General features: G+C 63.0%; 20 protein-coding genes. 13 read left to right on the top strand and 7 right to left on the bottom strand.

Features of this window, described 5'->3' with window-relative positions; translation table 11 throughout:
- Positions 1-382 precede the first annotated feature (382 nt).
- The gene (locus V8V93_RS03160) at positions 383-2,365 is read left to right on the top strand and encodes a hypothetical protein (RefSeq protein ID WP_338668921.1); all 1,983 of its coding nucleotides are present in this window, start codon (positions 383-385) and stop codon (positions 2,363-2,365) included.
- A gap of 141 nt (positions 2,366-2,506) precedes the next feature.
- On the opposite strand, the gene V8V93_RS03155 is transcribed toward V8V93_RS03160, so the two are convergent.
- On the bottom strand, positions 2,507-3,280 hold the full coding sequence (locus V8V93_RS03155) for a DUF169 domain-containing protein (RefSeq protein ID WP_338668920.1): 774 nt from the start codon (positions 3,278-3,280) through the stop codon (positions 2,507-2,509).
- A 137-nt stretch (positions 3,281-3,417) separates the two neighbouring features.
- Positions 3,418-3,678: a hypothetical protein gene (locus V8V93_RS03150; protein WP_338668919.1), complete on the bottom strand. Its 261-nt coding sequence runs from the start codon at positions 3,676-3,678 to the stop codon at positions 3,418-3,420.
- A gap of 221 nt (positions 3,679-3,899) precedes the next feature.
- Here V8V93_RS03150 and cooS point away from each other — a divergent pair, with 221 nt between their 5' ends.
- From cooS to V8V93_RS03135, 3 genes are all read left to right on the top strand, one after another.
- Complete coding sequence (gene cooS / locus V8V93_RS03145) at positions 3,900-5,891, top strand: anaerobic carbon-monoxide dehydrogenase catalytic subunit (protein WP_338668918.1); 1,992 nt, start codon at positions 3,900-3,902, stop codon at positions 5,889-5,891.
- A 198-nt stretch (positions 5,892-6,089) separates the two neighbouring features.
- Positions 6,090-6,854: an HPP family protein gene (locus V8V93_RS03140; protein ID WP_338668917.1), complete on the top strand. Its 765-nt coding sequence runs from the start codon at positions 6,090-6,092 to the stop codon at positions 6,852-6,854.
- A 169-nt stretch (positions 6,855-7,023) separates the two neighbouring features.
- A complete protein-coding gene (locus V8V93_RS03135; protein ID WP_338668916.1) occupies positions 7,024-8,649 on the top strand; it encodes a sigma-54-dependent Fis family transcriptional regulator in 1,626 nt (541 codons plus the stop codon).
- Positions 8,650-8,859: 210 nt separating this feature from the next.
- On the opposite strand, the gene V8V93_RS03130 is transcribed toward V8V93_RS03135, so the two are convergent.
- Positions 8,860-8,970, bottom strand: coding sequence for a hypothetical protein (locus V8V93_RS03130; RefSeq protein ID WP_338670227.1), 111 nt, complete (start codon positions 8,968-8,970; stop codon positions 8,860-8,862).
- 1,291 nt (positions 8,971-10,261) lie between these two features.
- Here V8V93_RS03130 and V8V93_RS03125 point away from each other — a divergent pair.
- Complete coding sequence (locus tag V8V93_RS03125; RefSeq protein ID WP_338668915.1) at positions 10,262-11,392, top strand: tyrosine-type recombinase/integrase; 1,131 nt, start codon at positions 10,262-10,264, stop codon at positions 11,390-11,392.
- Positions 11,393-11,520: 128 nt separating this feature from the next.
- Here the strand turns inward: V8V93_RS03125 and V8V93_RS03120 are convergent, their stop codons facing one another.
- The 3 genes from V8V93_RS03120 to V8V93_RS03110 all read right to left on the bottom strand — a co-directional run bounded on the left by V8V93_RS03120 (position 11,521) and on the right by V8V93_RS03110 (position 13,493).
- Positions 11,521-12,186, bottom strand: coding sequence for an HAD family hydrolase (locus V8V93_RS03120; protein ID WP_338668914.1), 666 nt, complete (start codon positions 12,184-12,186; stop codon positions 11,521-11,523).
- A gap of 164 nt (positions 12,187-12,350) precedes the next feature.
- Positions 12,351-13,196 carry a deoxyribonuclease IV gene (locus tag V8V93_RS03115; RefSeq protein WP_338668913.1) on the bottom strand — a complete coding sequence of 282 codons (846 nt, stop codon included), beginning with the start codon at positions 13,194-13,196 and terminating at the stop codon, positions 12,351-12,353.
- 15 nt (positions 13,197-13,211) lie between these two features.
- Entirely contained in the window at positions 13,212-13,493 is a 282-nt protein-coding gene (locus V8V93_RS03110) for a hypothetical protein (RefSeq protein WP_338668912.1), read from the bottom strand.
- 222 nt (positions 13,494-13,715) lie between these two features.
- Between V8V93_RS03110 and V8V93_RS03105 the strand changes: the two genes are divergently transcribed.
- Complete coding sequence (locus V8V93_RS03105) at positions 13,716-14,540, top strand: hypothetical protein (protein ID WP_338668911.1); 825 nt, start codon at positions 13,716-13,718, stop codon at positions 14,538-14,540.
- A gap of 3 nt (positions 14,541-14,543) precedes the next feature.
- On the opposite strand, the gene rlmN is transcribed toward V8V93_RS03105, so the two are convergent.
- Positions 14,544-15,584: a 23S rRNA (adenine(2503)-C(2))-methyltransferase RlmN gene (gene rlmN, locus V8V93_RS03100; protein ID WP_338668910.1), complete on the bottom strand. Its 1,041-nt coding sequence runs from the start codon at positions 15,582-15,584 to the stop codon at positions 14,544-14,546.
- A 153-nt stretch (positions 15,585-15,737) separates the two neighbouring features.
- Between rlmN and V8V93_RS03095 the strand changes: the two genes are divergently transcribed.
- From V8V93_RS03095 to V8V93_RS03065, 7 genes are all read left to right on the top strand, one after another.
- Positions 15,738-16,139 carry a PA2779 family protein gene (locus tag V8V93_RS03095; protein ID WP_338670226.1) on the top strand — a complete coding sequence of 134 codons (402 nt, stop codon included), beginning with the start codon at positions 15,738-15,740 and terminating at the stop codon, positions 16,137-16,139.
- A gap of 10 nt (positions 16,140-16,149) precedes the next feature.
- Complete coding sequence (locus V8V93_RS03090) at positions 16,150-17,088, top strand: PA2778 family cysteine peptidase (RefSeq protein WP_338668909.1); 939 nt, start codon at positions 16,150-16,152, stop codon at positions 17,086-17,088.
- A gap of 189 nt (positions 17,089-17,277) precedes the next feature.
- Positions 17,278-18,363 (top strand): YedE family putative selenium transporter, encoded by a 1,086-nt coding sequence (gene yedE, locus V8V93_RS03085; protein ID WP_338668908.1) that lies wholly within the window; start codon positions 17,278-17,280, stop codon positions 18,361-18,363.
- A 9-nt stretch (positions 18,364-18,372) separates the two neighbouring features.
- Positions 18,373-18,591 carry a sulfurtransferase TusA family protein gene (locus V8V93_RS03080; RefSeq protein WP_338668907.1) on the top strand — a complete coding sequence of 73 codons (219 nt, stop codon included), beginning with the start codon at positions 18,373-18,375 and terminating at the stop codon, positions 18,589-18,591.
- Between the two features lie 2 nt (positions 18,592-18,593).
- Entirely contained in the window at positions 18,594-19,145 is a 552-nt protein-coding gene (locus tag V8V93_RS03075) for a DUF3343 domain-containing protein (protein ID WP_338668906.1), read from the top strand.
- Positions 19,133-19,996: an NAD(P)H-hydrate dehydratase gene (locus V8V93_RS03070; protein ID WP_338668905.1), complete on the top strand. Its 864-nt coding sequence runs from the start codon at positions 19,133-19,135 to the stop codon at positions 19,994-19,996. The genes V8V93_RS03075 and V8V93_RS03070 overlap by 13 nt, the downstream gene beginning before the upstream one ends.
- A complete protein-coding gene (locus V8V93_RS03065; protein ID WP_338668904.1) occupies positions 19,993-20,211 on the top strand; it encodes a hypothetical protein in 219 nt (72 codons plus the stop codon). The genes V8V93_RS03070 and V8V93_RS03065 overlap by 4 nt, the downstream gene beginning before the upstream one ends.
- Positions 20,212-20,272: the final 61 nt, after the last annotated feature.

The raw sequence follows: 20,272 nt of genomic DNA, 5'->3' as shown, positions 1-20,272 counted from the left end.
CTGAGCGAATCGCGACTGTTTGAGCTCAGATGCGCCAGTTCGGCCGGAAGCTCGTCGAAGGGCCTCCCAATAGTGATTGTGCTGTGTGTCCGTGAAATCAAAGATAGAATTTCAATAGAGACAACAATCAATTTGTCATCCTTTCCTTTTCAGCGGCGAAAACGGTATTCCGTTGTATTGACAGCGTGAATCTTTGAAATCAACGGAATTCCGTCCCCGACTTTTGGTTCCAGAAACAAATTCCCAACAAATTCAGTAAGTAATGAAAGCATCCCCTCTGGCACGCCTCTTGCCTGAATACGACTCTACTTCGCGAAAGGCCTGAGTGAACGCAAGCGTGTTCCGAAGCCTTATCGAGCAATACAGCCAGAAGGGGTATTACATGGCAAAAGAACAGCATTCCCATGCGCATGGCCACCACCATGACCATAATGATTTCACCGACTACACCGCAGCGGTCAAGGCCTACCGCGAGACCTTCGCCAGCAAGGCGGACGTGATGGACCAGGCTCCGGACCCTGCGGTTCGGGAGATGGTCAAATACATGGATGAGCAGGGCGTCGAGAACTGCTTCGACCGTTTCGACAAGCAGAAGCCGCATTGCACCTTCGGCCTTGCGGGCGTCTGCTGCCGCATCTGCTCGCTCGGGCCGTGCAAGATAACCGAACGTTCACCCCGGGGCACGTGCGGGGCCAATGCGGACCTGATCGTCGCCCGCAATCTGGTGCGCGCGGCGGCGGGCGGCGTGGCGGCCCATGGGGCGCGGGCGCGCGAAGTCATGCTGACGATGAAGAAGGCCGCCACCGGGGCAGTCGACCTCCCCATCCTCGGCAAGGAGGCGGTCAGGAAAATGGCCGCCGCCTTCAACCTGGTCACCAAGGACAAGAGCATTGAAGATCTGGCGAACGAGATCGCCGACATCCTGCTTGAGGACATGAGCCGCACTGTGCCGGGGCCGCACAGGACGCTGGAGGCCGTCGCCACTCCCGAGCGGAGGCAGACCTGGGAGAAGCTGGGCATACTGCCTGTCGGCTCCTATCATGAGGTCTTCGAGGCGCTGCACCAGACCACGGTCGGCACCCAGGGCGACTGGCGCAAGGCCATGGATCAGTTCATGCGGCTGGGCATCGCGTTTTCCATGAACAGCGTGGTCGGCGGCTCCATCGCCAGCGACTGTCTCTACGGCACCCCGAAACGGACCACGGTCAAGGCGAATCTCGGTGCATTGAAGACGGACACTGTCAACATCGCCATCCACGGACACGCCCCCATGCTGGCCACCAAGGTCATTGAGGCGGCCCGCTCGGACAAGTTTGTGAAGATGGCGGAAGAAGCCGGTGCCGCGGGCATCCAGTTCTACGGCATCTGCTGTTCGGGACTGTCCTCGCTCTACAGGCTCGGCGGCGTCATCCCCCTTTCCAACGCCAACGGTTCGGAGCTGGTGCTCGCGACGGGCGCCCTCGACCTGTGGCTGGCGGACATTCAGGAGGTCTTCCCCGGCATCATGGACGTGGCCGACTGCTACAAGACGGTGGTCGTCACCACCAACGAATCCAACCGGTTGCCCGGGGCCGAGCACATCGGCTACCGGCGGGACCTGGAGGATCTGGACAAGCTCCCCGAGCTGGCGGACAGGATAGTCACCCGCGCCATTGAGAGCTTCAGCAATCGCCGGGATGTCCAGCGGCACATCCCCGACCACGAGATGGAGGCCGAAGTGGGCTTCAGCCTGGAGACCCTCGACGCCCACTACGGCTGCATGGAGCGCGTGGCGTCCGCCATCATCAACGGGCAGATCAAGGGCATCATCAACCTGGCGGGCTGCACCAACACCCGGGTCGTTTACGAAAAGGCCATTGTGGAAGTTGTCGACATCCTGCTGAAGAACAACGTCCTGGTCTTCACCAACGGTTGCGCCTCGTTCCCCATGGCCAAGCTGGGATACTGCAACAAGAAGGCCCTCGACAAGTGCGGCGAGCGATTGCAGATATTCCTCAGAGGAGAGCTACCCCCGGTATGGCATTTCGGTGAATGCATCGACAACGCCCACGCCGTGGCCACGTTCAGGGAGATCGCCGGGTACGCTGGGCATCAGATGAAGGATATGCCCTTTGCCGAGGTCACGCCGGAATGGTCCAACGAGAAGGGGGTCGGCGCTGCGCTGGCGTTCCGCATGCTCGGTTTCGATTCCTACCACTGCGTGCACGCGCCGGTACAGGGCTCGGAAAAGGTGCAGGACTTCCTCTATGGCGGCACCCGGGAGCTGCTCGGCTCCAGCATGAAGGTGGACACCGATCCCAAGAAGCTCGCCGCGATGATCCTCGCCGACTTCGACGAGGCGCGGTCGAACCTGTGCTGGCGCTAGTCCCTCGCATAGCCCGACACGCGACGTAAAAGGGGCGGCCCGCCGAACAAGCGGGCCGCCCCATATTTTTGCGTCGGTCGTCGGCGCGAAAAAAGGCGGCCCCGTCGGGAGCCGCCTGTCATCTTATGGTCTGGATGCGGTCTATTGCTTCTTGAAGATGATCAGCGGACAGTTCTTGCAGATGTCCGCGCCGGGGAACCCGTCACCGGGACGGGTGATGGAGCTGCTCGCCTTCTTAATGCGGTCCATGAGCCGCTGGAAGGTGACTGCGAACTTGTTGCCGGGAATGATCACGTTGATCTCGCCGCGTTCGGTCTTGCCCGCATTGTAGCTGCCGGAGCAGGCGGGAAGCATGTTGAACTCCTGCTCGACGAAACTGAAGACGTTTCCGCCGCAGGCGGAGGAGTTCATGGTGATGTTCGGGCGGAGCGGATGGGTGTCGGTCGCGGCCATGTAATCCACGGCCAAGTGGTAGGCCTGCATGTTGTCGCAGTAGAAATGCACCGTGTCCGGCTCGTACAGGCCGTCGATGGAGCCGAGCGGGGCCACTGCGATGCCGAGCGGCTTGGTCTCGAGCATGGGCTTGCTGACGACGAAGCGTTTCGCCTGTTCAAGATCCTGGACATACTTGGCGTGGCCCTTGATCTCGGCATCATCCAGGTCCTTCCATCCGAAACAGAAGCGGGCATTGCCGCAGCCGAGGCCGTCAACATCGCCGTAGACGATCTGACCCTGCATGCGGGCCGCGATCTCCCACTGGCAGAAGGTCATGGGCTTGAGCGGCGCGTGTATTTCCGGCGCATTCTCCTGAAATTCCTTCAGCTCGTTCTCGTCGAAGAAGAATTTGACCGCGACCGGGTAATGGTACAGGCGCAGCTCTTTCATCAACACGGTTTGCATCTCGCTATAGGTCATACTGTCTGTCTCCTGAGTTTGTTGTTCACTCCCGCAGTACAAAATCGGTGAGTTTTAGGCTGGTTGATGGCGTTTATTATGTCTCTGCCGACCTGCGGGAGTGAACTTTTGGAATGGATACTCGCAATGAGTCTTCCTCACAAAGCAAGGAGCATGCCTTGGTTTCGCCCCTCGCCACCAAGGCAGGACCCATTTTGGCCAGGGTCCGGATTGATGCGGAAAAAGTCCCATGACAGCGCGCGGTTGTCTTGCGTCACAGCTTTCGAGCGAACTGCAATTTCATCCTTCGGCGATCTGAAATCCTCCGACGGCGGCCGCTCGTTCGTGCTTCCCACCCCTTTGTCATCGGGCTGCACAACAAAATAACGTTGAAGAGAAAACGGAATGTTGATTTCCAACGTAATCGCGTTGTGCCGCAAACGTGCTCTTTAATGAATGCGCCGTCATCTCAAGCAGTTAAGCCCCACACGGCGCTGGCACGGCGATTGCCTTAGGTCAAGAGGGTTTGCGGTCTGGCGGCGCTGTCCGGGAAGGACGCTCGGTCCAGGCGGGTTTTCCGTCCGGCCTTGCGATACGCGCCGCCGCTTGCTGATTAATCTTCAAGCCAAGGAGTGCTTTTATGTGCGGCGACAACCATTCGCATGACCATGGTCACGGCCATCACCACCATGACAACGATTTCACCGACTACAAGGATGCGGTCAAAGCCTACCGCGAGTCCTTCGCCAGCAAGGAGGATGTGATGAACCACGCCCCGGACCCGGCGGTCCGGGAGATGCTCAAGTACATGGACGAGCAGGGTGTGGAGAACTGTTTCGATCGGTTCGACAAGCAGAAACCGCACTGTACTTTCGGCCTGGCCGGAGTCTGCTGCCGCATCTGCTCGCTCGGGCCGTGCAAGATCACGGAGCGTTCCCCGAGGGGAACCTGCGGGGCCAACGCCGATCTTATCGTGGCACGCAACATGGTCCGTTCAGCGGCCGGCGGCGTGGCCGGACACGGCGCCCGTGCCCGCGAGGTCATGCTGACCATGAAGAAGGCCGCCGAGGGCAATGTCGATCTGCCCATCGTCGGCAAAGACAAGGTCATGGGCGTGGCCAAGGCCTACGGGCTGGAGACCGAGGGCAAGACTGTCGAGGCCCTGGCCGGCGAGATCGCCGACATCCTGCTCGAAGACATGAGCCGGACCGTGCCCGGCACGCACAAGACCCTCAAGGCCATCGCCCCGGCCGAGCGCCAGAAGGTATGGGAAGAGCTCGGCCTGACCCCGATCAGCTCCTATCATGAAGTCTTTGAGGCGCTGCATCAGACCACGGTCGGCACCCAGGGCGACTGGCGCAAAGCCATGGACCATTTCCTTCGCCTGGGCCTGACCTTCTCCATGAATAGTGTGGTCGGCGGCTCCATCGCCCAGGATTGCCTCTACGGCGTCCCGCACCGCAGCACCATCAAGGCCAACTTGGGTGCACTGCGCACGGACACGGTCAACATCGCCATTCACGGCCACGCCCCGATGATGGCCATGAAGGTCATTGAGACCGCCCGCACAGACAAGTTCGTCAAGATGGCCGAGGAGGCCGGGGCCAAGGGCATCCAGTTCTACGGCATCTGCTGCTCCGGCCTGTCCTCCATGTACCGCCTGGGCGGGGTCATTCCCCTGTCCAACGCCAACGGCTCCGAGCTGGTGGTCGCCACCGGCGCGCTCGACCTGTGGCTGGCGGACATCCAGGAGGTCTTCCCCGGCATCATGGACGTGGCCAACTGCTACAAGACCGTGGTCGTGACCACCAACGAGTCCAACCGGCTGCCCGGGGCCGAACACATCGGCTACAAGCGCGACCTGGAGGATCTGGACAAGCTGCCCGAGTTGGCCGAGAAGATCGTCACCCGCGCCATCGAGAGCTTCACCAACCGCCGTGATGTTAAACGGCACATCCCGCCCTACGAGATGGAGGCCCAGGTCGGCTTCGGCCTTGAGGTGCTGAGCGAACACTTCCACGGCAGCGTGGAACCCATCGCCGAAGCCCTGAAGGAAGGCAAGATCCGGGGCATTATCAACCTGGCTGGCTGCACCAATACCCGCATTGTCTTCGAAAAGGCCATCGTCGACATCGTCGACATCCTGCTGAAGAACAACATCCTGGTCTTCACCAACGGCTGCGCCTCATTCCCCATGGCCAAGCTCGGCTACTGCAGGCCCGAGGCTCGGGAAAAGTGCGGTGACAGCCTCAAGGCGTTCCTCGGCGACAACCTGCCGCCGGTCCTGCACTTCGGCGAATGCATCGACAATGCGCATGCCGTGGGCACCTTCGCGACCATAGCCGGCTTCGCCGGGCATCCCATCAAGGACATGCCGTTTGCCGAGGTCACGCCGGAATGGTCCAACGAGAAGGGCGTGGGCGCGGCGCTGGCCTTCCGCATGCTCGGCTTTGACTCCTATCACTGCGTGCACGCCCCGGTGCAGGGGTCGAAAAAGGTCCGCGACTTCCTTTACGGCGGTACGAGAGAACTGCTCGGCTCCTGCATGAACGTTGATCCCGACCCGCAGAAGGTTGCCGCGATGATCATCAACGACTTCGAGGCCGCCCGCAGGAAGCTGGGCTGGGCGTAGCCTGGCCGGAGGAGGGAGGATGTCCGCGTCCGAGGCGCCCCTACGGCGCGGGCCTTCTCCCCTTCCATGAACGGTTTTAACCAACAGCCTGCATGCCCGCTCCCGGCCTCCGTCCAGCGGGGCGCCGTTCGGGAGCGGGCCGTGCAAACCTCCGGCTCCGCCGACCGTGGCGGGCCGTGGGGAAAAAAGGACGTATCGATGTTGTTCAAATCCGGTTCAGTGCAATTCAGAGTGGCCTCCCTGTGCCGGGAGGAATTCGCGCCCGAGGTCTACCGCCCGGGGGTGATCTCCCTTTCGCGCCTGTTGTGGGGGTCGCTCGGCGGCGGCCTGCTGCTGGCGGTCATCGCCATCGCCTCCAAGCTGACTGGCATTGCGGTCCTTTTCCCTCCCTTGGCCGCGACGTGCTTCATCAATTCGACCTGCGTCTTCCTTCGGGTGGCCCGGCCCAAGCCCGTAATCGTCGGGCATTTCGTCGCTTCGATAGGCGGATTGGCGGGGTGTTGGGCAGGTTCTCTTCTGGGGGCGGAAATCGGGTATGCGGTCGCGCTCAAGCTCGGTTTCGCGGTGATGTTCGCCGCCGCCCTCATGCAGATTTTCGACGCCGACCATCCGCCGGCCGCCGCTACGGCAGCCATTCCGGCCATCCTGCCGCTGCCCATGCCCGCCTATCTACTGCCCGTCCACATGGCCTGGGGAGCCACCCTGGCCGTGTTATTCGCCTTGGCCTGGAACCGGCTGTGGTTCGAGTTCCCGGCATCCGATATCGACCACCGGGAAAAGACCTGCGGCCTGTATATGCAACTGCCGCAAATCGTGGGCCTGGCTGTGTGCGCGACCGGCTTCGCGCTCTTGTGCCTGCAGCGCTTCCTCCCCGAGGCGCATACGGCGGGAACAGCGGTCATGCTTCTGGGGGTTGCGCTCCTTGGCACCCATCATTTTTTCGGACTGCGGCGCGCCACGTAAATCATAGACACCCGGCCTGAAGAAAGGGAGGGCGCGTCGAGCCAGACCTACAGTCGTCTCGTCACCTCCCTTGGCTCCCTCCCGTATGGTGCGCCCCCCTTTCTTCACCAGAGCCCGCGCGAGAACCATTTGTGTTGTGATGGGTGGTCGTTTCGTTTAATTATACGCCATGACTGCCGATCAAACTTTTCATTTCAGTAATATGGACATTCAGTCGTTACTTCTGGCGATGGGGGAGCAACGTTCGACCGAGGCGCTCTTCAGCCTTGTCGTCGATCGCCTTTTCGCATTCGAGGAAGTGTTGCTCGCTCGGATCTGGCTCATCAAGGAAGGGGACATCTGCTCCTCCTGCCTCATGGCCGACGAGTGCCCAAACAGGGAGCTCTGCCTGCATCTGGTTGCCAGCGCTGGACATTCGTCCTGTGGAGAGACCCTCGACTGGAGTCGTTTGGACGGAAAGTTCAAACGGTTCCCCATGGGCGTGAGAAAGGTCGGGCATATTGCGGCTACGGGGCAACCCGTGGTCGTCGAGTCGATTCCCGAGGACTCCAAATGGATAGCCTACCCGGAGTGGGCCAAGGAGGAAGGGATCAACGGCTTCGCAGGACAACCCATGCGATTTCACGGCGAGATCCTCGGCGTGCTGGCCGTCTTCACGGCGACGAAAATCAACAAACCGGCGTTGGACATTTTGCAGATCCTCGCCAACCACGCAGCCACCGCCCTTGTGAATACCAGGGCATTCGAACAAATCGAAAAACTGAAAGGCCAGCTCGAAGCCGAAAACAGTCTCCTGCGCGAAGAACTGAGCGAGACCAGTTTTTATGGGGGATTCATAGGCCGCAGCCTTGCCCTGCAACGTATTATCCAGCAAATCGACCTGGTCGCCCCCACCGATGCCAACGTGCTTATCCAGGGCGAGTCCGGCACCGGCAAGGAACTGGTCGCTCGCGAATTGCACCAGCGAAGCGAACGGAGCAACAAGCCGCTCATCAAAGTGAATTGCGCATCGATTCCCAAGGAACTCTTCGCCAGCGAGTTTTTCGGTCACGTCAAGGGAGCGTTCACCGGGGCGCACACCCACCGGGAAGGCAAGTTCGGTGTCGCCAACCAGGGGACCCTGTTTCTAGACGAAGTGGGCGAAATCCCGCTCGAACTCCAGGCCCAACTCCTCCGCGTCCTTCAGGAAGGGGAATACGAACGGATTGGAGAGGAAAAGGTCCGTAAGGTGGACGTACGCGTCATTGCGGCCACCAACCGGGACCTGCAAAAGGAAGTCGAGGCCGGGCGATTCCGGGAGGACCTCTATTTCCGGCTCAATGTCTTCCCCATCACGGTCCCGCCCCTGCGCGCCCGGAGAGAGGACATCGCCCCGCTGGCCGAGTACTTTCTCAAGCGTTCCCTGAAGGCCATGAATCGCCCGGCTCTCAGATTCAATCCGGAACAGCTTGCCCAACTTGTCGAGTACAATTGGCAGGGAAATGTCCGCGAACTGCAAAACATTGTCGAACGGTTCGCCATTTCGTCCATTGCGGGGGCGGCTCGGGTCGAGTTGTTCGGTGGAATCGGGGAAGAACGTAAGCCCTGTCCCGGGTCGGTCGTTTCAGAGGCGGGTGACGCTGTGTTGACCGAGGAGGAAATGATCCGGTTGCAGGCGAACAACATAGCCAAGGCATTGGCGCGGTGCAAAGGGAAGATCTACGGCCCCGACGGCGCCGCCGCCCTGTTGGGGCTGAAGCCGACCACCTTGTCGACGCGAATACGAAAGATGAATATCCGGCGAGTCGCAAAGTAGCCGCCAGGGAGATGCGGACTGTCAGGCAACGGAATTCTTGTTTACACCGTAAAGGCTGGACCGCTTGGTTGACGTCTTCTACCGGGAAGGTTGCAGCGAGACCTGAAACATGATTTCCCTCGGATGGAGTCGAACCGAGCGGTAGACTTTGCCTTGCATATTGAATTGACTGGGTTGAACCTAGCTCCGATCGACCCAGAAGACACCATCTCATGTCGCAATGTGGTTTCGAAAACCGTACTCGACCATCTTGAATTTCCGGCCCAACGTATTGGATGCTACCCCGAGGGTCGCGGTTCCAGAGAAGAAATCAAAAATCATGACGCGTTCTTTGCTCAATGCGGCAATCGGAGCTTCTACTACCTTCATCGGTTTTAGCCTTTCTTGAGCTATCTCTTAAGCCGGAGTCGAACCCGCCATCCCTCTCGTCGCCGCCTGCGTGGATGACGACGCAAGCAAAGTCGTCGGGGCAAGGCAGACCGGCCAAAGCCGGTCGCCCGAAGGGCTTGGCCTTGCCGTGGCGGCTGCTTGCGTCATGCTCGCGGGAAAATCGGCGGGAGGACAGAACCCCCTCCGCCGAACCTTGCGCGGCGATTTCCCGGGGTGATACGACAGGGCATAACCAGTCAGGTTGAGTAACCAGAAGGAGGTAAAACGCACCCAAGGCGCGTTCATAAGTTTTGAGGAAGTCTAAACTGATGAACGCTTAAGTAGGCACTAACATGCCGTAACACCAAACACTTCGCTGCCGTTCATTTCCAAACGGCACACTTTCACATCCAAACGCCAGGCTGAAGCACAGCACCCCCGCCGGACAAACGACAGATATCTAAACATCTGCCGTTGTCGAAATTCCCCCACGGCCACCGCTTTATGCGGGGGACGAACGAGCCTGCGTGGTGGCACCCCTTATTGAATGGATTCTCAGGATTTTTCCTTCTGTGGGAAATAGACATTGATTTGTCCCGTGTCGGTTGTTGTGTGGCGCGTTCGCGCCATAGGCAGGTCATTCCCCGGCAAACGGGGAAGGTCTGATCTGCTTTGTCCCGGGGCACTGCCCCGAACTTCAGGAAGGGATCTTCCATTGAAATCCATCGGCCTGGAAAACGAAAAACACGACATAGCGCCGGGGCATCCCCGCAGAATACCCACCCAGGACAAAAAATCCAGTTTCAGGTTGTCCGGCGGGGCTGACAAGTCCGCCCCACCGGACAACCGCCCTTCCCGCATGTCGGCTTGAGGCCGACCAGCGGAAAGGGCTTTTATGCGGACTGGATCGCCCTCTGGGGAGATGCCTTTTTCAATGACCTCTCCGTTCCCTCAAGAACGAGTGAAAATACCCTATCCCGATTCCTTGAGTTCAAAGGTGCCGGTGTGATCAGACTGAAGGGTTGGCCGAGTTGGCGGGTGGTTCGGAGGCCGCCCTATGGGAAACGAAGACAATCCGGAAGGCACATGACTTTTGACACCAATCTGAAGACCCGCGTATTATGCGCCAAGGACGTTGCCGCGTTCCTGGGCAAAAGCGTGGACTGGGTCTACGACCATGCCGAAGCCGTCGGCGGCGTCAAACGTGGTGGGTCATGGTTCTTTCCGAACGAGGAAGACATCTATGACCGTCTATTTCAAGGCCGGAAAAGGGTACCGGTACGACTTCATGGTAAAGGGCAAGCGCTACACCAAGGCGTGGTTCAAGGGGAAACAGGCCGCAAAAACGGCCGAAGTCAAAAGAAGGGAGGCCGTCGAAAAGGAACTGGAACTGGAACTGGAAGCGACGGGCGACATGGCCTTGCTTGATTTGCTCAACCTGCGGCTGGATTATTTGCAGGACCGTGCGTATTCGGAGTCGCACTACAAGAAGACCAAGCTCGCGGCCCAGCGGCTGCTTGACTACTTCGGCAAGGTGCCGTGTTCCGCCATCACCCGCCTGAAGGCCGACGAGTTCCTGATGGCCATGGTGAAGGAACGGACCCCAGTCGCCGGCAACAACGACCTCAAGGTGCTCCGGGCGGCATTCTCCTGGGGCATGAAGCGGGGGCAACGGTTTATCCAGGACAATCCCTTTGCGGGGCTGGAGACGTGCCCCAGCAACAAGTCCAAGGAACGGAAGAAGACGCCCAGAAGCGACGAACTGGACCGGATGATCGAAGCGGCCCAGCCCAAGCACCGCCCCTACCTGTGGGTGCTGCGGGAAACCTTGGCGCGAAGCATCGAGGTTCATCGGCTCACCTGGAATCGGGTCAACTTCGAGGAACGGTACGTCGAACTGGAAACGCGCAAGAACAAGAACCGGGAACCGGTACTGCGCCGGGTGCCGATGACGGACAAGCTGTACGAAGTCCTCTCAAGCCTGTACGCCGACCGTGATCCCGGCAAGGAATGGGTGTTCTGGACTCGGAGCTACAACGCCGAGACCGGCAGGATGGAAGAAGGCCCCTACAAGCGCGGCCGATACTCCATGCTCCAGAAACTCTGCCGGGATGCGGGGGTGGATTACGACACCTTCCACCGCTCCCGAGCGTCGGGCACAACCTTGTCCACGCGGACCGGCGGAGCACGGAGATCTATCTGGAAAAACTCCGCGACGTGGAACGCGACGCTATGGACGTCTACGAACGGGAAAGCCGCAAGGATGATGACAAAGTCGCCTGACAATTTCACACATGCGGTTTACACACAACGACAAGACGGCTTGTGGGTACTCACCTGCAAGCCGTTGAAAACCAAAGGAAAGACCGAGTAGCCACACACGAAGAGTGTGACTATTCTTAAGGCCCTCGGCCTTAAGCGGGTCCAGGGCAGCGCCCTGGTCTCTCCGAAGGAGACCGCCGGTAGGCCCGCCGGAGGCATTCCCCACACCGGACAGAACGCTCAGATCAGCCCGCGCCGCTTGAGTTCGCTCATAAGCGCGGCCACGTCGGTGGCGACGAAGTCCGGGTCGAGGCTCGCGAAGCCCTCGGCCCCGATGCGGCCGGTGGTCACGCCCGCGGCCAGGGTTCCGGCGCGTTTGCCGGTCTCCACGTCCATGGGGTGGTCGCCGACCATGAGGGCCCGTCCGGGCGGGACGCCGACGCATTCGAGCGCCCGGAGCAGGTGCGCGGGGTCGGGTTTGAGGCGGTCCGAGCTCTCTCGGGGCAGGAAGACCTGCAGATGGTCCTCGATGTCGGGGAAGGCTTTCCTGATGGCCGCCGAGATGTTCCGGGAAATCACGCCTGCTGCCACGCCGCGCGCCTTGAGATCGTCGAGCACGGGCCGGGTGAACTCGTACAGGCAGCCGTCGCGGGCCGCGTCCAGTTCCATGGCCGCGATGACCAGCCGTCCGCGGGAAAGGAACTCCATGCCCTCGGCCCGGTCGCGCTCCATGACCCGGGCGGACAGCTTGTCCAGCCATTCCAGGGCGGGCGTGCCGTCCGGCACCGGGCGCTCGTCCATGAAGACCTCGCCGAGCGCCGCGATCTTGGTCTTCATGAAGTCGAAGTCCAGGGGCACGTCGGCCAGGGTGCCGTCAAAGTCGAAGATGATGGCGTCGAGTTTCAAGGGGTGCCTCCGGCGGCGGAAGGGAGAGGGGACCCTTCGAAAGGGTTCCCTCTCCCTTCCCCGGACCCTCATCCCTCTCCCTTCCCAAACTTCTTGGGTGCGCTTCGCGCAAGGTGGGCGGGGTGGGTGTGTGGTTCGGGTTCGGGTGTTCCGGGTATGAAAGACTATTTTGCGAGTTCGCGCAAGAGCGTCAGGTTGCGGACGTCGTCCTGGAGGTCCTCCTGCTTGGGGGTCTCCAGGGTCTTGGGGATGTCCTTGAAGCGCGGGTCGCGCATGAGGTTGCGGAACCCCTCCACGCCGATCTCGCCCTGGCCGATGTGCTCGTGCCGGTCCTTGTGCGAGCCGAACTCGTTCTTGGTGTCGTTCAGGTGGAAGAACTTCAGGCGGTCGAGACCGATGATCCGGTCGAAGACCTCGAAGGTGGCGGCGTAGGTCTCCGGGGTGCGGATGTCGTACCCGGCGGCGAAGGTGTGGCAGGTGTCGTAGCACACGCCGAGCCGGTCAGGGTGGGCCGAGGCCCCGATGATGGCCGCCAGTTCCTCGAAGGTGGAGCCCAGGTTGGTCCCCTGCCCGGCGGTGGTTTCGAGCAGGACCATGCCCTGCTTGGTTCCGGATTGTTCGATGGCCCGGTCCAGGTTGGCCGTATAGCGCTTAATGCCCGTCTCGACTCCGGCGCCCAGATGCGAACCGGGGTGGGTGACCAGATACGGGACGGCCAGGGTCTCGATGCGCCGGAGTTCCTCGGCAAAGGCCAGGATGGAGCGCTTGAGCAGGTCGGGTTTGTCCGAAGCGAGGTTGATCAGGTAGGAGTCGTGGGCCGCCACCGGATAGTCGCCCCACTGCGACCAGGCCGCCGCGAACAGTTCCGCGTCGTACTCGGTCAGCTCCGGGACCCTCCACTGCCGCTGGTTGCGAGTGAAGATCTGCAGGGCCGTGCCGTCCACCCGCATGATCCGCTCGAAGGCCATGTGCAGGCCCCCGGCGATGGACATGTGCGCGCCCAGGTACATGGGACGGTCCGCCCGCTAGTCGGTCCAGCCGCTCAGGGCTTCCACGATCTTCTTGGCCTGGGCCTGGGAGGAGATGTTGAACTTGGACTTGGGCCGGTAGGTGCCGTCCACCTTCTGGTAACGGCGGATGGTGTATTTGTCCGGACCGTACTCGCCCTTGGCGCGGTTGAGTTCCTGGTAACGGAACACGATGGTGGTCCAGGCGCCCTTGGAAAGAACGACCTTGTCCAGCTCCTTGACGATGAGCTGGTTGTCTTCGGAATAGTTGATGGTGATTTCGTCCACGGTGGCTGCCATGCTGCACTCCTGATATATGATGTCCGCAGTGTTTCTGCGGCTGGCGCTACCCATACCTATGTAGTGGAGGGATGGCAACCCCCGGATTTCGGGCCTTTCCGGGGGGCGGACCAGACCGGAATACGGCGTGCCGAAGACAACCCGGGCATTGTCAGCCGTGCGAATACGGGGTATCCCCCTGCCGAGGCCCGAGGGAGCCGAGCCGAGGAAACGACGACGAACATGCCCAACCCATACGTAAGACGCCCCCCCGCGACGAGCCCTGCCCTGCGCCGCCTGCGCGTCCCCGCTCCCGTGCTGCCGACCCTCTGCGCCCTGCTGCTCCTGTGCGCCCTGACGTTGCTGTACGCCGGACCGGCCGTGGCCGAGCGCATCGAACTGACCGTGGGCGTGGAGCGCATCGACTACCCGCCCTACGGCTCCTTCCGGCACGGCGACTACGAGGGATACGCCCGCGACCTGCTCGACTCCTTTGCCATCGAATACGGCTACACCATGGTCTACGTGCCCCTGCCCATAAAACGGCTGTACCAGGATTTCCTGGAGGCGCGCACCCTGGACCTCAAGTTCCCGGACTCCCCGGACTGGCATTCGGGCAGACGCAAGGGGTTGCGCATCGTCTATTCCGCTCCGGCCTGCTCGTACACGGACGGTATCCTGGTCAAGCCCGGAAACCTGGGCAAGGGCATGGGGGCCATCAAGACGCTCGGCATCCTGGCCGGGTTCAAGCCGTGGCTGCTCGACCCGCCCATCGACCCCAAGTCGATCAAGGTATCGGAAAACGCCTCCATCTCGGGACTGCTGGGCAAGGGGCTCATGGGCCGGGTGGACGGCGTCTACGCCAACGTGGAGGTGGCCCGCCACCTGCTCTCGGCCATGGACCGCACGGACCAGCTGGTCCTCGACCCCGGTCTGCCGCACATGACCGGGGACTACCGGCTGTCCAGCATCAAGCGCCCCCTAGTCATGCGGGAGTTCGACGAGTTCCTGAAGACCCGGTCCGCGCTGGTGGACTCCCTCAAGCGGAAGCACGGCCTGGGCCGCTAGCCCCTACCCTTTCTCGAGGCTTTCGGCCTTGAGCTGGCCGCAGGCCGCCTTGATGTCCGCGCCCATGGAGCGGCGGATGAAGGCGGTCAGGCCATGGTCCCACAGGCGCTTCTCGAAGGCCTCGACCCGGTCCCGGTCGGGTGCGCCATAGGGCATGCCCTCGGTGGCGTTGTAGGCGATGAGGTTGATCTTGCCCTTCCTGCGGTCGATGAGTCGGGCCAGTTGGTCCGCATGCTCCATGGAGTCGTTGACGTCCTTGAGCAGCAGGTACTCGAAGGTGATGCGCTCGCGCGGGCGCATGGGATAGGCGGCCAGGGCGGCCATGAGGTCGTCCAGGTGGACCTTGGCGGCCTTGGGCATGATCTTGGCGCGCAGCTCCTGGGTGGGCGCGTGCAGGGAGATGGCGGGCAGAGCGATCTCCAGGTCGCCGAGGATCTTGAGCTTGTCCGGGAAGCCCACGGTGGAGACCATGGACCGCCGCCAGGACAGGGACAGGCCGCGTTCGCACGGCAGGTCGGTCAGGACCCTGATGAGCGTGTCCAGGTTGAGCAGCGGCTCGCCCATGCCCATGAACACGAGGTTCTTGAGCTCGTTCATCCCCCGGTCGGCCAGGTATTGGCGGCCCACCAGGATCTGCCCCATGATCTCCCCGTAGGTCAGGTTGCGCTCGAACCCGAGCTTGCCGGTGTTGCAGAAGGTGCAGGCCATGGCGCAGCCCACCTGGGTGGACAGGCACTGGGAGTAGCGGTCCTGCATGGGGATGAGCACGGTCTCGATGAGCTTGCCGTCGGCCAGGCGGAGCAGCAGCTTGATGGTCCCGTCCCGGCTCTCGGCCACGCGGGCGATCTCCGGCCAATTGATGTCCGCCATGGAGGCCAACTTCTCGCGCAGGGGCTTGGACAGGTTGGTCATGGCCTCCACGTCGCGCACGCGCTTCTGCCACAGCCACTGCCAGATCTGCTCGGCCCGGTAGCGGGGTTCCTTCAAATCCTCGGCCACGAAGGCCTCGAGGTCATTCTTGTTCAGCTCGATGAGATTGTGCATGGGCGTTCCTTGCAGGACAGGGGCACGCGGTGTCAAGGCCGGACGCGGGCCGGATTCTTACCCTAAAAGATTGAACCGCCAATTGCGATACGCTCCGCCGTAGGCTATAACACGCAAGACCGAGAAAAACGACAACCCGGAGGAACCTTGAAAATGTACAACAAGTTCAGCAGAATCGTCTGTCTGACCGTGGTCATTTCCCTGCTCGTCCTGAACGTCGCCACAGCCCGGGCCGGGCTCGTCTCCACCGAGGCGGCCATGGCGGCCGGCCGCAACGCGGACAACCGGGCCATGGTCTTGGCCCAACTTGAGCGCGACGACGTGCGCCGGGTCCTCGAAAGCAAGGGACTGTCCGTGGCCGAAGTGGAACAGCGCGTCAACGCCCTGTCCGACGCCGAGATCAACCGCATCGCCGACCGCATGAACGACATGCCCGCGGGCGGCAGCGTCATCGGCGTGCTGGTCGGTGCTGCGCTTCTGGTCTTCATCATCCTGCTCATCACCGACATGACCGGGGCCACCGACGTCTTCCCGTTCGTGAAAAAGGCAAAATAGCCGAACCGACATGCACCGCATCATATCCGGCGGCGGCTCCCTGGCCGCCGCCTGCCTCGCCCTGCTGCTCACGACCCTGGGGGCGGGGTGCAGCCTGTACGGCGGCGTCATGCCGCCCTCGCCCTCGGGCGCGGACCTGACCCGCGTGCCCGACGTGCCCTTCTACGCCCAGGAGGAGTACCAGTGCGGCCCGGCCGCCCTGGCCATGGCCATGACCTGGAGCGGGGTCCGGGTGGCGCCCGGCGACCTGACCGCCGAGGTCTACACCCCGGCCAGCCACGGCAGCATCCAGCCCGACATGATCACCGCCGCCCGCCGCCACGGGCGCATGGCCTACGTCATCCACGGGGGAGACCGGCTGTCCGCCGAAATCAATGCGGGCAACCCGGTCGTCGTCCTCCAGAACCTCGGCCTGTCCTGGTACCCGGTGTGGCACTACGCCGTGGTCACCGGCCTGGACCACGACACCGGCGAGGTCCTGCTCAACTCCGGCACCACCCGGTCCAAGCGCACCCCCTGGCGGGTCTTCGAGAACACCTGGGGCCCGGACTTCTGGGGGCTCCTGGTCCTGCCGCCCTCGCGCCTGCCCGCCACGGTGCGGGAGAAGGAGTGGCTGGACGGGGCCGTGGGGCTGGAGCGGGCCGGGCAGTGGGCCGCCGCCGAACAGGCATACTCCGCCGCTGCCGGACGCTGGCCGCGGAGCCGCGACGCCTTCATCGGCCTGGGCAACGCCCGCTACTCCCTGGGCAACGCCGAAGGCGCGGCCGAGGCCTTCCGCCGGGCCACCGAGATCAGCCCGGACAGCGGCATCGCCTTCAACAACCTGGCCTTCGTCCTGGACGAGTTGGGTCGCCGCCAGGAGGCCCTGACCGCCGCAAAAAAGGCCGTATCCCTCGGCGGACCGCAGATCGAGACCTTCCGCCAGACCCTGTCCGACATAGAGAAATAGCCGTCTCCGCGGTCCGCTTCCCCTACCGCGTTCCATCTCCGCGCACCCATGCTTGCGTCTTGACTTATTCAAAAAATCTATAGGTGTAGAAGCTTGCGTATATAGAAAGAATTGGCTCGGGCAGTTGTATTCCTCTATGTTTCGTAGCGGAATTGGGGGAAGTTACGTTCTTTTACACAAGGAGGAGGTATGACCAACTTTTTCGCCTCACGGAAAGGGATCATTTCCGTCGGGCTTGTCATCGGCTGTCTGGCCGCAATACTGCAATACCTGGGCAATCCGGGGAACATGGGCATCTGCGTGGCCTGTTTCGAACGCGACATCGCCGGGGCCGTGGGGCTGCACCGGGCGGGCGTGGTCCAGTACATGCGCCCGGAGATCATCGGCTTCGTGCTCGGCGCGCTGGGTGCGGCCTTCATGGGCAGGGACTTTCGGCCCAGGGCCGGTTCCGCTCCCATCGTCCGCTTCGTGCTCGGCGTGTTCGCCATGATCGGGGCCCTGGTCTTCCTGGGCTGCCCGTGGCGGGCCATCCTGCGGTTGGCGGGCGGCGACCTGAACGCCCTGTACGGCATCGCCGGGCTGATCGTCGGCATCGGCATCGGCACCCTGTTCTTCCGCCAGGGGTACAACCTGGGCCGGGCCCAGAAGACCTACTCGTCCGTCGGGCTGATCATGCCCCTGATCATGGCCGGGTTCCTGGCGCTCATGTTCCTCTACCCGCAGGTGGCCGACGAGGCCAAGTCCGGCGTGCTCTTCTACAGTCTCAAGGGCCCCGGCGCCATGCACGCGCCCCTGTTCATCTCCCTGGGCGTGGGCCTGCTGGTCGGCATCCTGGCCCAGCGCAGCCGGTTCTGCACCATGGGGGCCTTCCGCGACCTGATCCTGTTCAAGCAGGTCCACCTGCTCTCGGGGGTCATCGCCCTGCTGGTGGCCGCCTTCGCGGTCAACCTGATCCTCGGCCAGTTCCACGTGGGCTTCGCCAACCAACCCGTGGCCCATACCCAGAGCCTGTGGAACTTCATGGGCATGGTCCTGGCCGGCCTGTGCTTCGCCCTGGCCGGCGGCTGCCCGGGCCGCCAACTGTTCATGGCGGGCGAGGGCGACGGCGACGCCGCCGTGTTCGTGCTCGGCATGATCGTGGGCGCGGCGTTCTCCCACAACTTCGGCCTGGCCAGCTCGCCCAAGGGCGTGGGCCCGCACGGCATCGCCTCGGTCTTCATCGGCCTGGCGGTCTGCCTGTTCATCGGTTTTACCATGCGCAAGAAAGCGGCATAGGAGGACGGCATGAGTGAATTAGTCGACGCGCGGGGCCTGTCCTGTCCCCAGCCGGTACTGGATACCATGGCCAAGATCGCGGCCATGGGCTCGGGCGAGCTCGAAGTCCTGGTAGACACCGAGGCGTCCAAGGAAAACGTGGCCCGCGCCGCCCAGGGCAAGGGCTGGAAGGTGGAATCCATCACCGAGGAGGGCGGCGAGTACCGCCTGAAACTGCTCGGGGGCTAGGCTTGGCCCTGACGAACCTGTTCAAAAGAAAGGCTTCCGGCCCGTCCGCCCAGGCGCGGGCGGACCGGGGCCTGCTCGTGTTCGAGCACACCAGCGAGGTCATCCGGGCGGAAAAAATCCTCAAGGCGTCCGGCCGGGAGATCCGGGTCATGGGCCCGCCCCCGGAAATCCAGCGGGGCTGCGACCTGGTGGTCGAGTTCCCGCTCATGGAAAAGCTCGACATCCTGCGCACCCTGGACGAGGCCGGGATTCCGCCCATGGAAAGCGTGCCCGTGACCGGCCCGTTGCTCGATCCGGTGGACCTCTTCCAGGTCAAGGATTTCGGCAACCATCTCATGGTCCGCGCGGCCAACATGAAGCTGACCGTGGAGAAAAAGACCCGGACCATCGTCAACGTGTCCGGCGGCGGCTGCCCGGACGTGCCGTACATCGCGGCCCGGCTCATCGGCCGCACCCTGGACGAGGCCCCGGCCCCCAGGGAGATCGGCCACACCCTGTGCGGCTACGCCCTGGAACTGGCCTTCGAGGAGATGCGGCGGCTATGCTCATCGTAGTCGGCACCATACCGGACCCGACCGTGCCCGTGCTGGACGCGCTGGTGGAGGTGGCGGGCAACGCGCTCACCGTGGGCGGCCGCGCCCTGCCCCCGGACCGGGGCACCCCGGCCCTGCTGGCCGCGGCGGCCATGACCTGCGATTTTCTCGGCGAGAACCCGCCCCACGCCCTGCTGGTCGGCGACGAGGGGCTCGGCAACGGCAGCCGGGCGCTCTACCGCCACCTGGCCGAGGTCCTGCCCTCGCGGCGCTGCACGGTCCTGGCCTTCCACTATCTCCAGCCCGACGTGGACGGGCACAACCGCGTGCTCATGGCCGCCCAGGCCATGGCCGGGCCGCCCGCCCTGGTGGCGGACGCCGGGTTCATGTACGCGGCCAAGATGAGCGGGTACGCCGGGGAATACGCCCTGTTCACCCCCGACGCCGGGGAGCTGGCCTTCCTGGCCGACGAGGCCGCGCCGCACCCCTTCTACACGCGCGGCTTCATCCTCCAGGACGAGGACCGCGTACCCGAGCTGATCCAGCGTGCCTACGCGCACGACAACGCGGCCCGCTGCCTGCTGGTCAAGGGACGCGTGGACCGCATCGCGGACCGCACCGGCATCCTGGCCGAGGTCTCCGCCCCGTCCGTCGAGGCCATGGAGGCCATGGGCGGCACGGGCGACACGGTCACGGGCATGGCCTGCGCCCTGATGGCCTCCGGACTGTCCGCGCACAAGGCCGCGCACGTGGCGGCCCAGGCCAACCGGTATGCGGGCGAGGCCGCCCGCCCCACCCCGGCCTCGCAGATCGGCGAGCTGGTCCCGCACATCCCGCAGGCCCTGGCCCGGGCCATGGGGGAGATCCTGTGACCAAACCCATCACCCCGGACATGACCCTCCTGGACGTGGTCCACCAATACCGCGCCACCGAAGCGGTCTTCCGCGCCCGCGACGAACAGGCGGGCGAATGCCTGCTCTGCAAGGCCCTGTTCGAGACCGTGGCCGACGTGGCCGCCCGCTACGGCCTGGACCTCGACACGCTCCTGGCCGACCTCGACGCCGCTGCTTCGAAAGAGACGCGGTAGCCCGGCCGCCGGGCCACCCGGGCCCCCTTGCTCCCTGCTATCGAATATAATATATTGCCTC

It is taken from the genome of Pseudodesulfovibrio sp. 5S69, from assembly GCF_037094465.1.
GTDB classification, from domain to species: domain Bacteria; phylum Desulfobacterota; class Desulfovibrionia; order Desulfovibrionales; family Desulfovibrionaceae; genus Pseudodesulfovibrio; species Pseudodesulfovibrio methanolicus.
This window is presented reverse-complemented; position numbering and strand designations above follow the sequence as displayed.

Coding starts and splice junctions, on each gene's coding strand:
- V8V93_RS03095 (WP_338670226.1), top strand. CDS start 15,738: ATGTACAACAAGTTCAGCAGAATCGTCTGTCTGACCGTGGTCATTTCC.
- V8V93_RS03140 (WP_338668917.1), top strand. CDS start 6,090: ATGTTGTTCAAATCCGGTTCAGTGCAATTCAGAGTGGCCTCCCTGTGC.
- yedE (WP_338668908.1), top strand. CDS start 17,278: ATGACCAACTTTTTCGCCTCACGGAAAGGGATCATTTCCGTCGGGCTT.
- V8V93_RS03115 (WP_338668913.1), bottom strand. CDS start 13,196: ATGTACCTGGGCGCGCACATGTCCATCGCCGGGGGCCTGCACATGGCC.
- rlmN (WP_338668910.1), bottom strand. CDS start 15,584: ATGCACAATCTCATCGAGCTGAACAAGAATGACCTCGAGGCCTTCGTG.
- V8V93_RS03080 (WP_338668907.1), top strand. CDS start 18,373: ATGAGTGAATTAGTCGACGCGCGGGGCCTGTCCTGTCCCCAGCCGGTA.
- V8V93_RS03130 (WP_338670227.1), bottom strand. CDS start 8,970: ATGATTTTTGATTTCTTCTCTGGAACCGCGACCCTCGGGGTAGCATCC.
- cooS (WP_338668918.1), top strand. CDS start 3,900: ATGTGCGGCGACAACCATTCGCATGACCATGGTCACGGCCATCACCAC.
- V8V93_RS03090 (WP_338668909.1), top strand. CDS start 16,150: ATGCACCGCATCATATCCGGCGGCGGCTCCCTGGCCGCCGCCTGCCTC.
- V8V93_RS03125 (WP_338668915.1), top strand. CDS start 10,262: ATGACCGTCTATTTCAAGGCCGGAAAAGGGTACCGGTACGACTTCATG.
- V8V93_RS03110 (WP_338668912.1), bottom strand. CDS start 13,493: ATGGCAGCCACCGTGGACGAAATCACCATCAACTATTCCGAAGACAAC.
- V8V93_RS03135 (WP_338668916.1), top strand. CDS start 7,024: ATGACTGCCGATCAAACTTTTCATTTCAGTAATATGGACATTCAGTCG.
- V8V93_RS03155 (WP_338668920.1), bottom strand. CDS start 3,280: ATGACCTATAGCGAGATGCAAACCGTGTTGATGAAAGAGCTGCGCCTG.
- V8V93_RS03105 (WP_338668911.1), top strand. CDS start 13,716: ATGCCCAACCCATACGTAAGACGCCCCCCCGCGACGAGCCCTGCCCTG.
- V8V93_RS03160 (WP_338668921.1), top strand. CDS start 383: ATGGCAAAAGAACAGCATTCCCATGCGCATGGCCACCACCATGACCAT.
- V8V93_RS03070 (WP_338668905.1), top strand. CDS start 19,133: ATGCTCATCGTAGTCGGCACCATACCGGACCCGACCGTGCCCGTGCTG.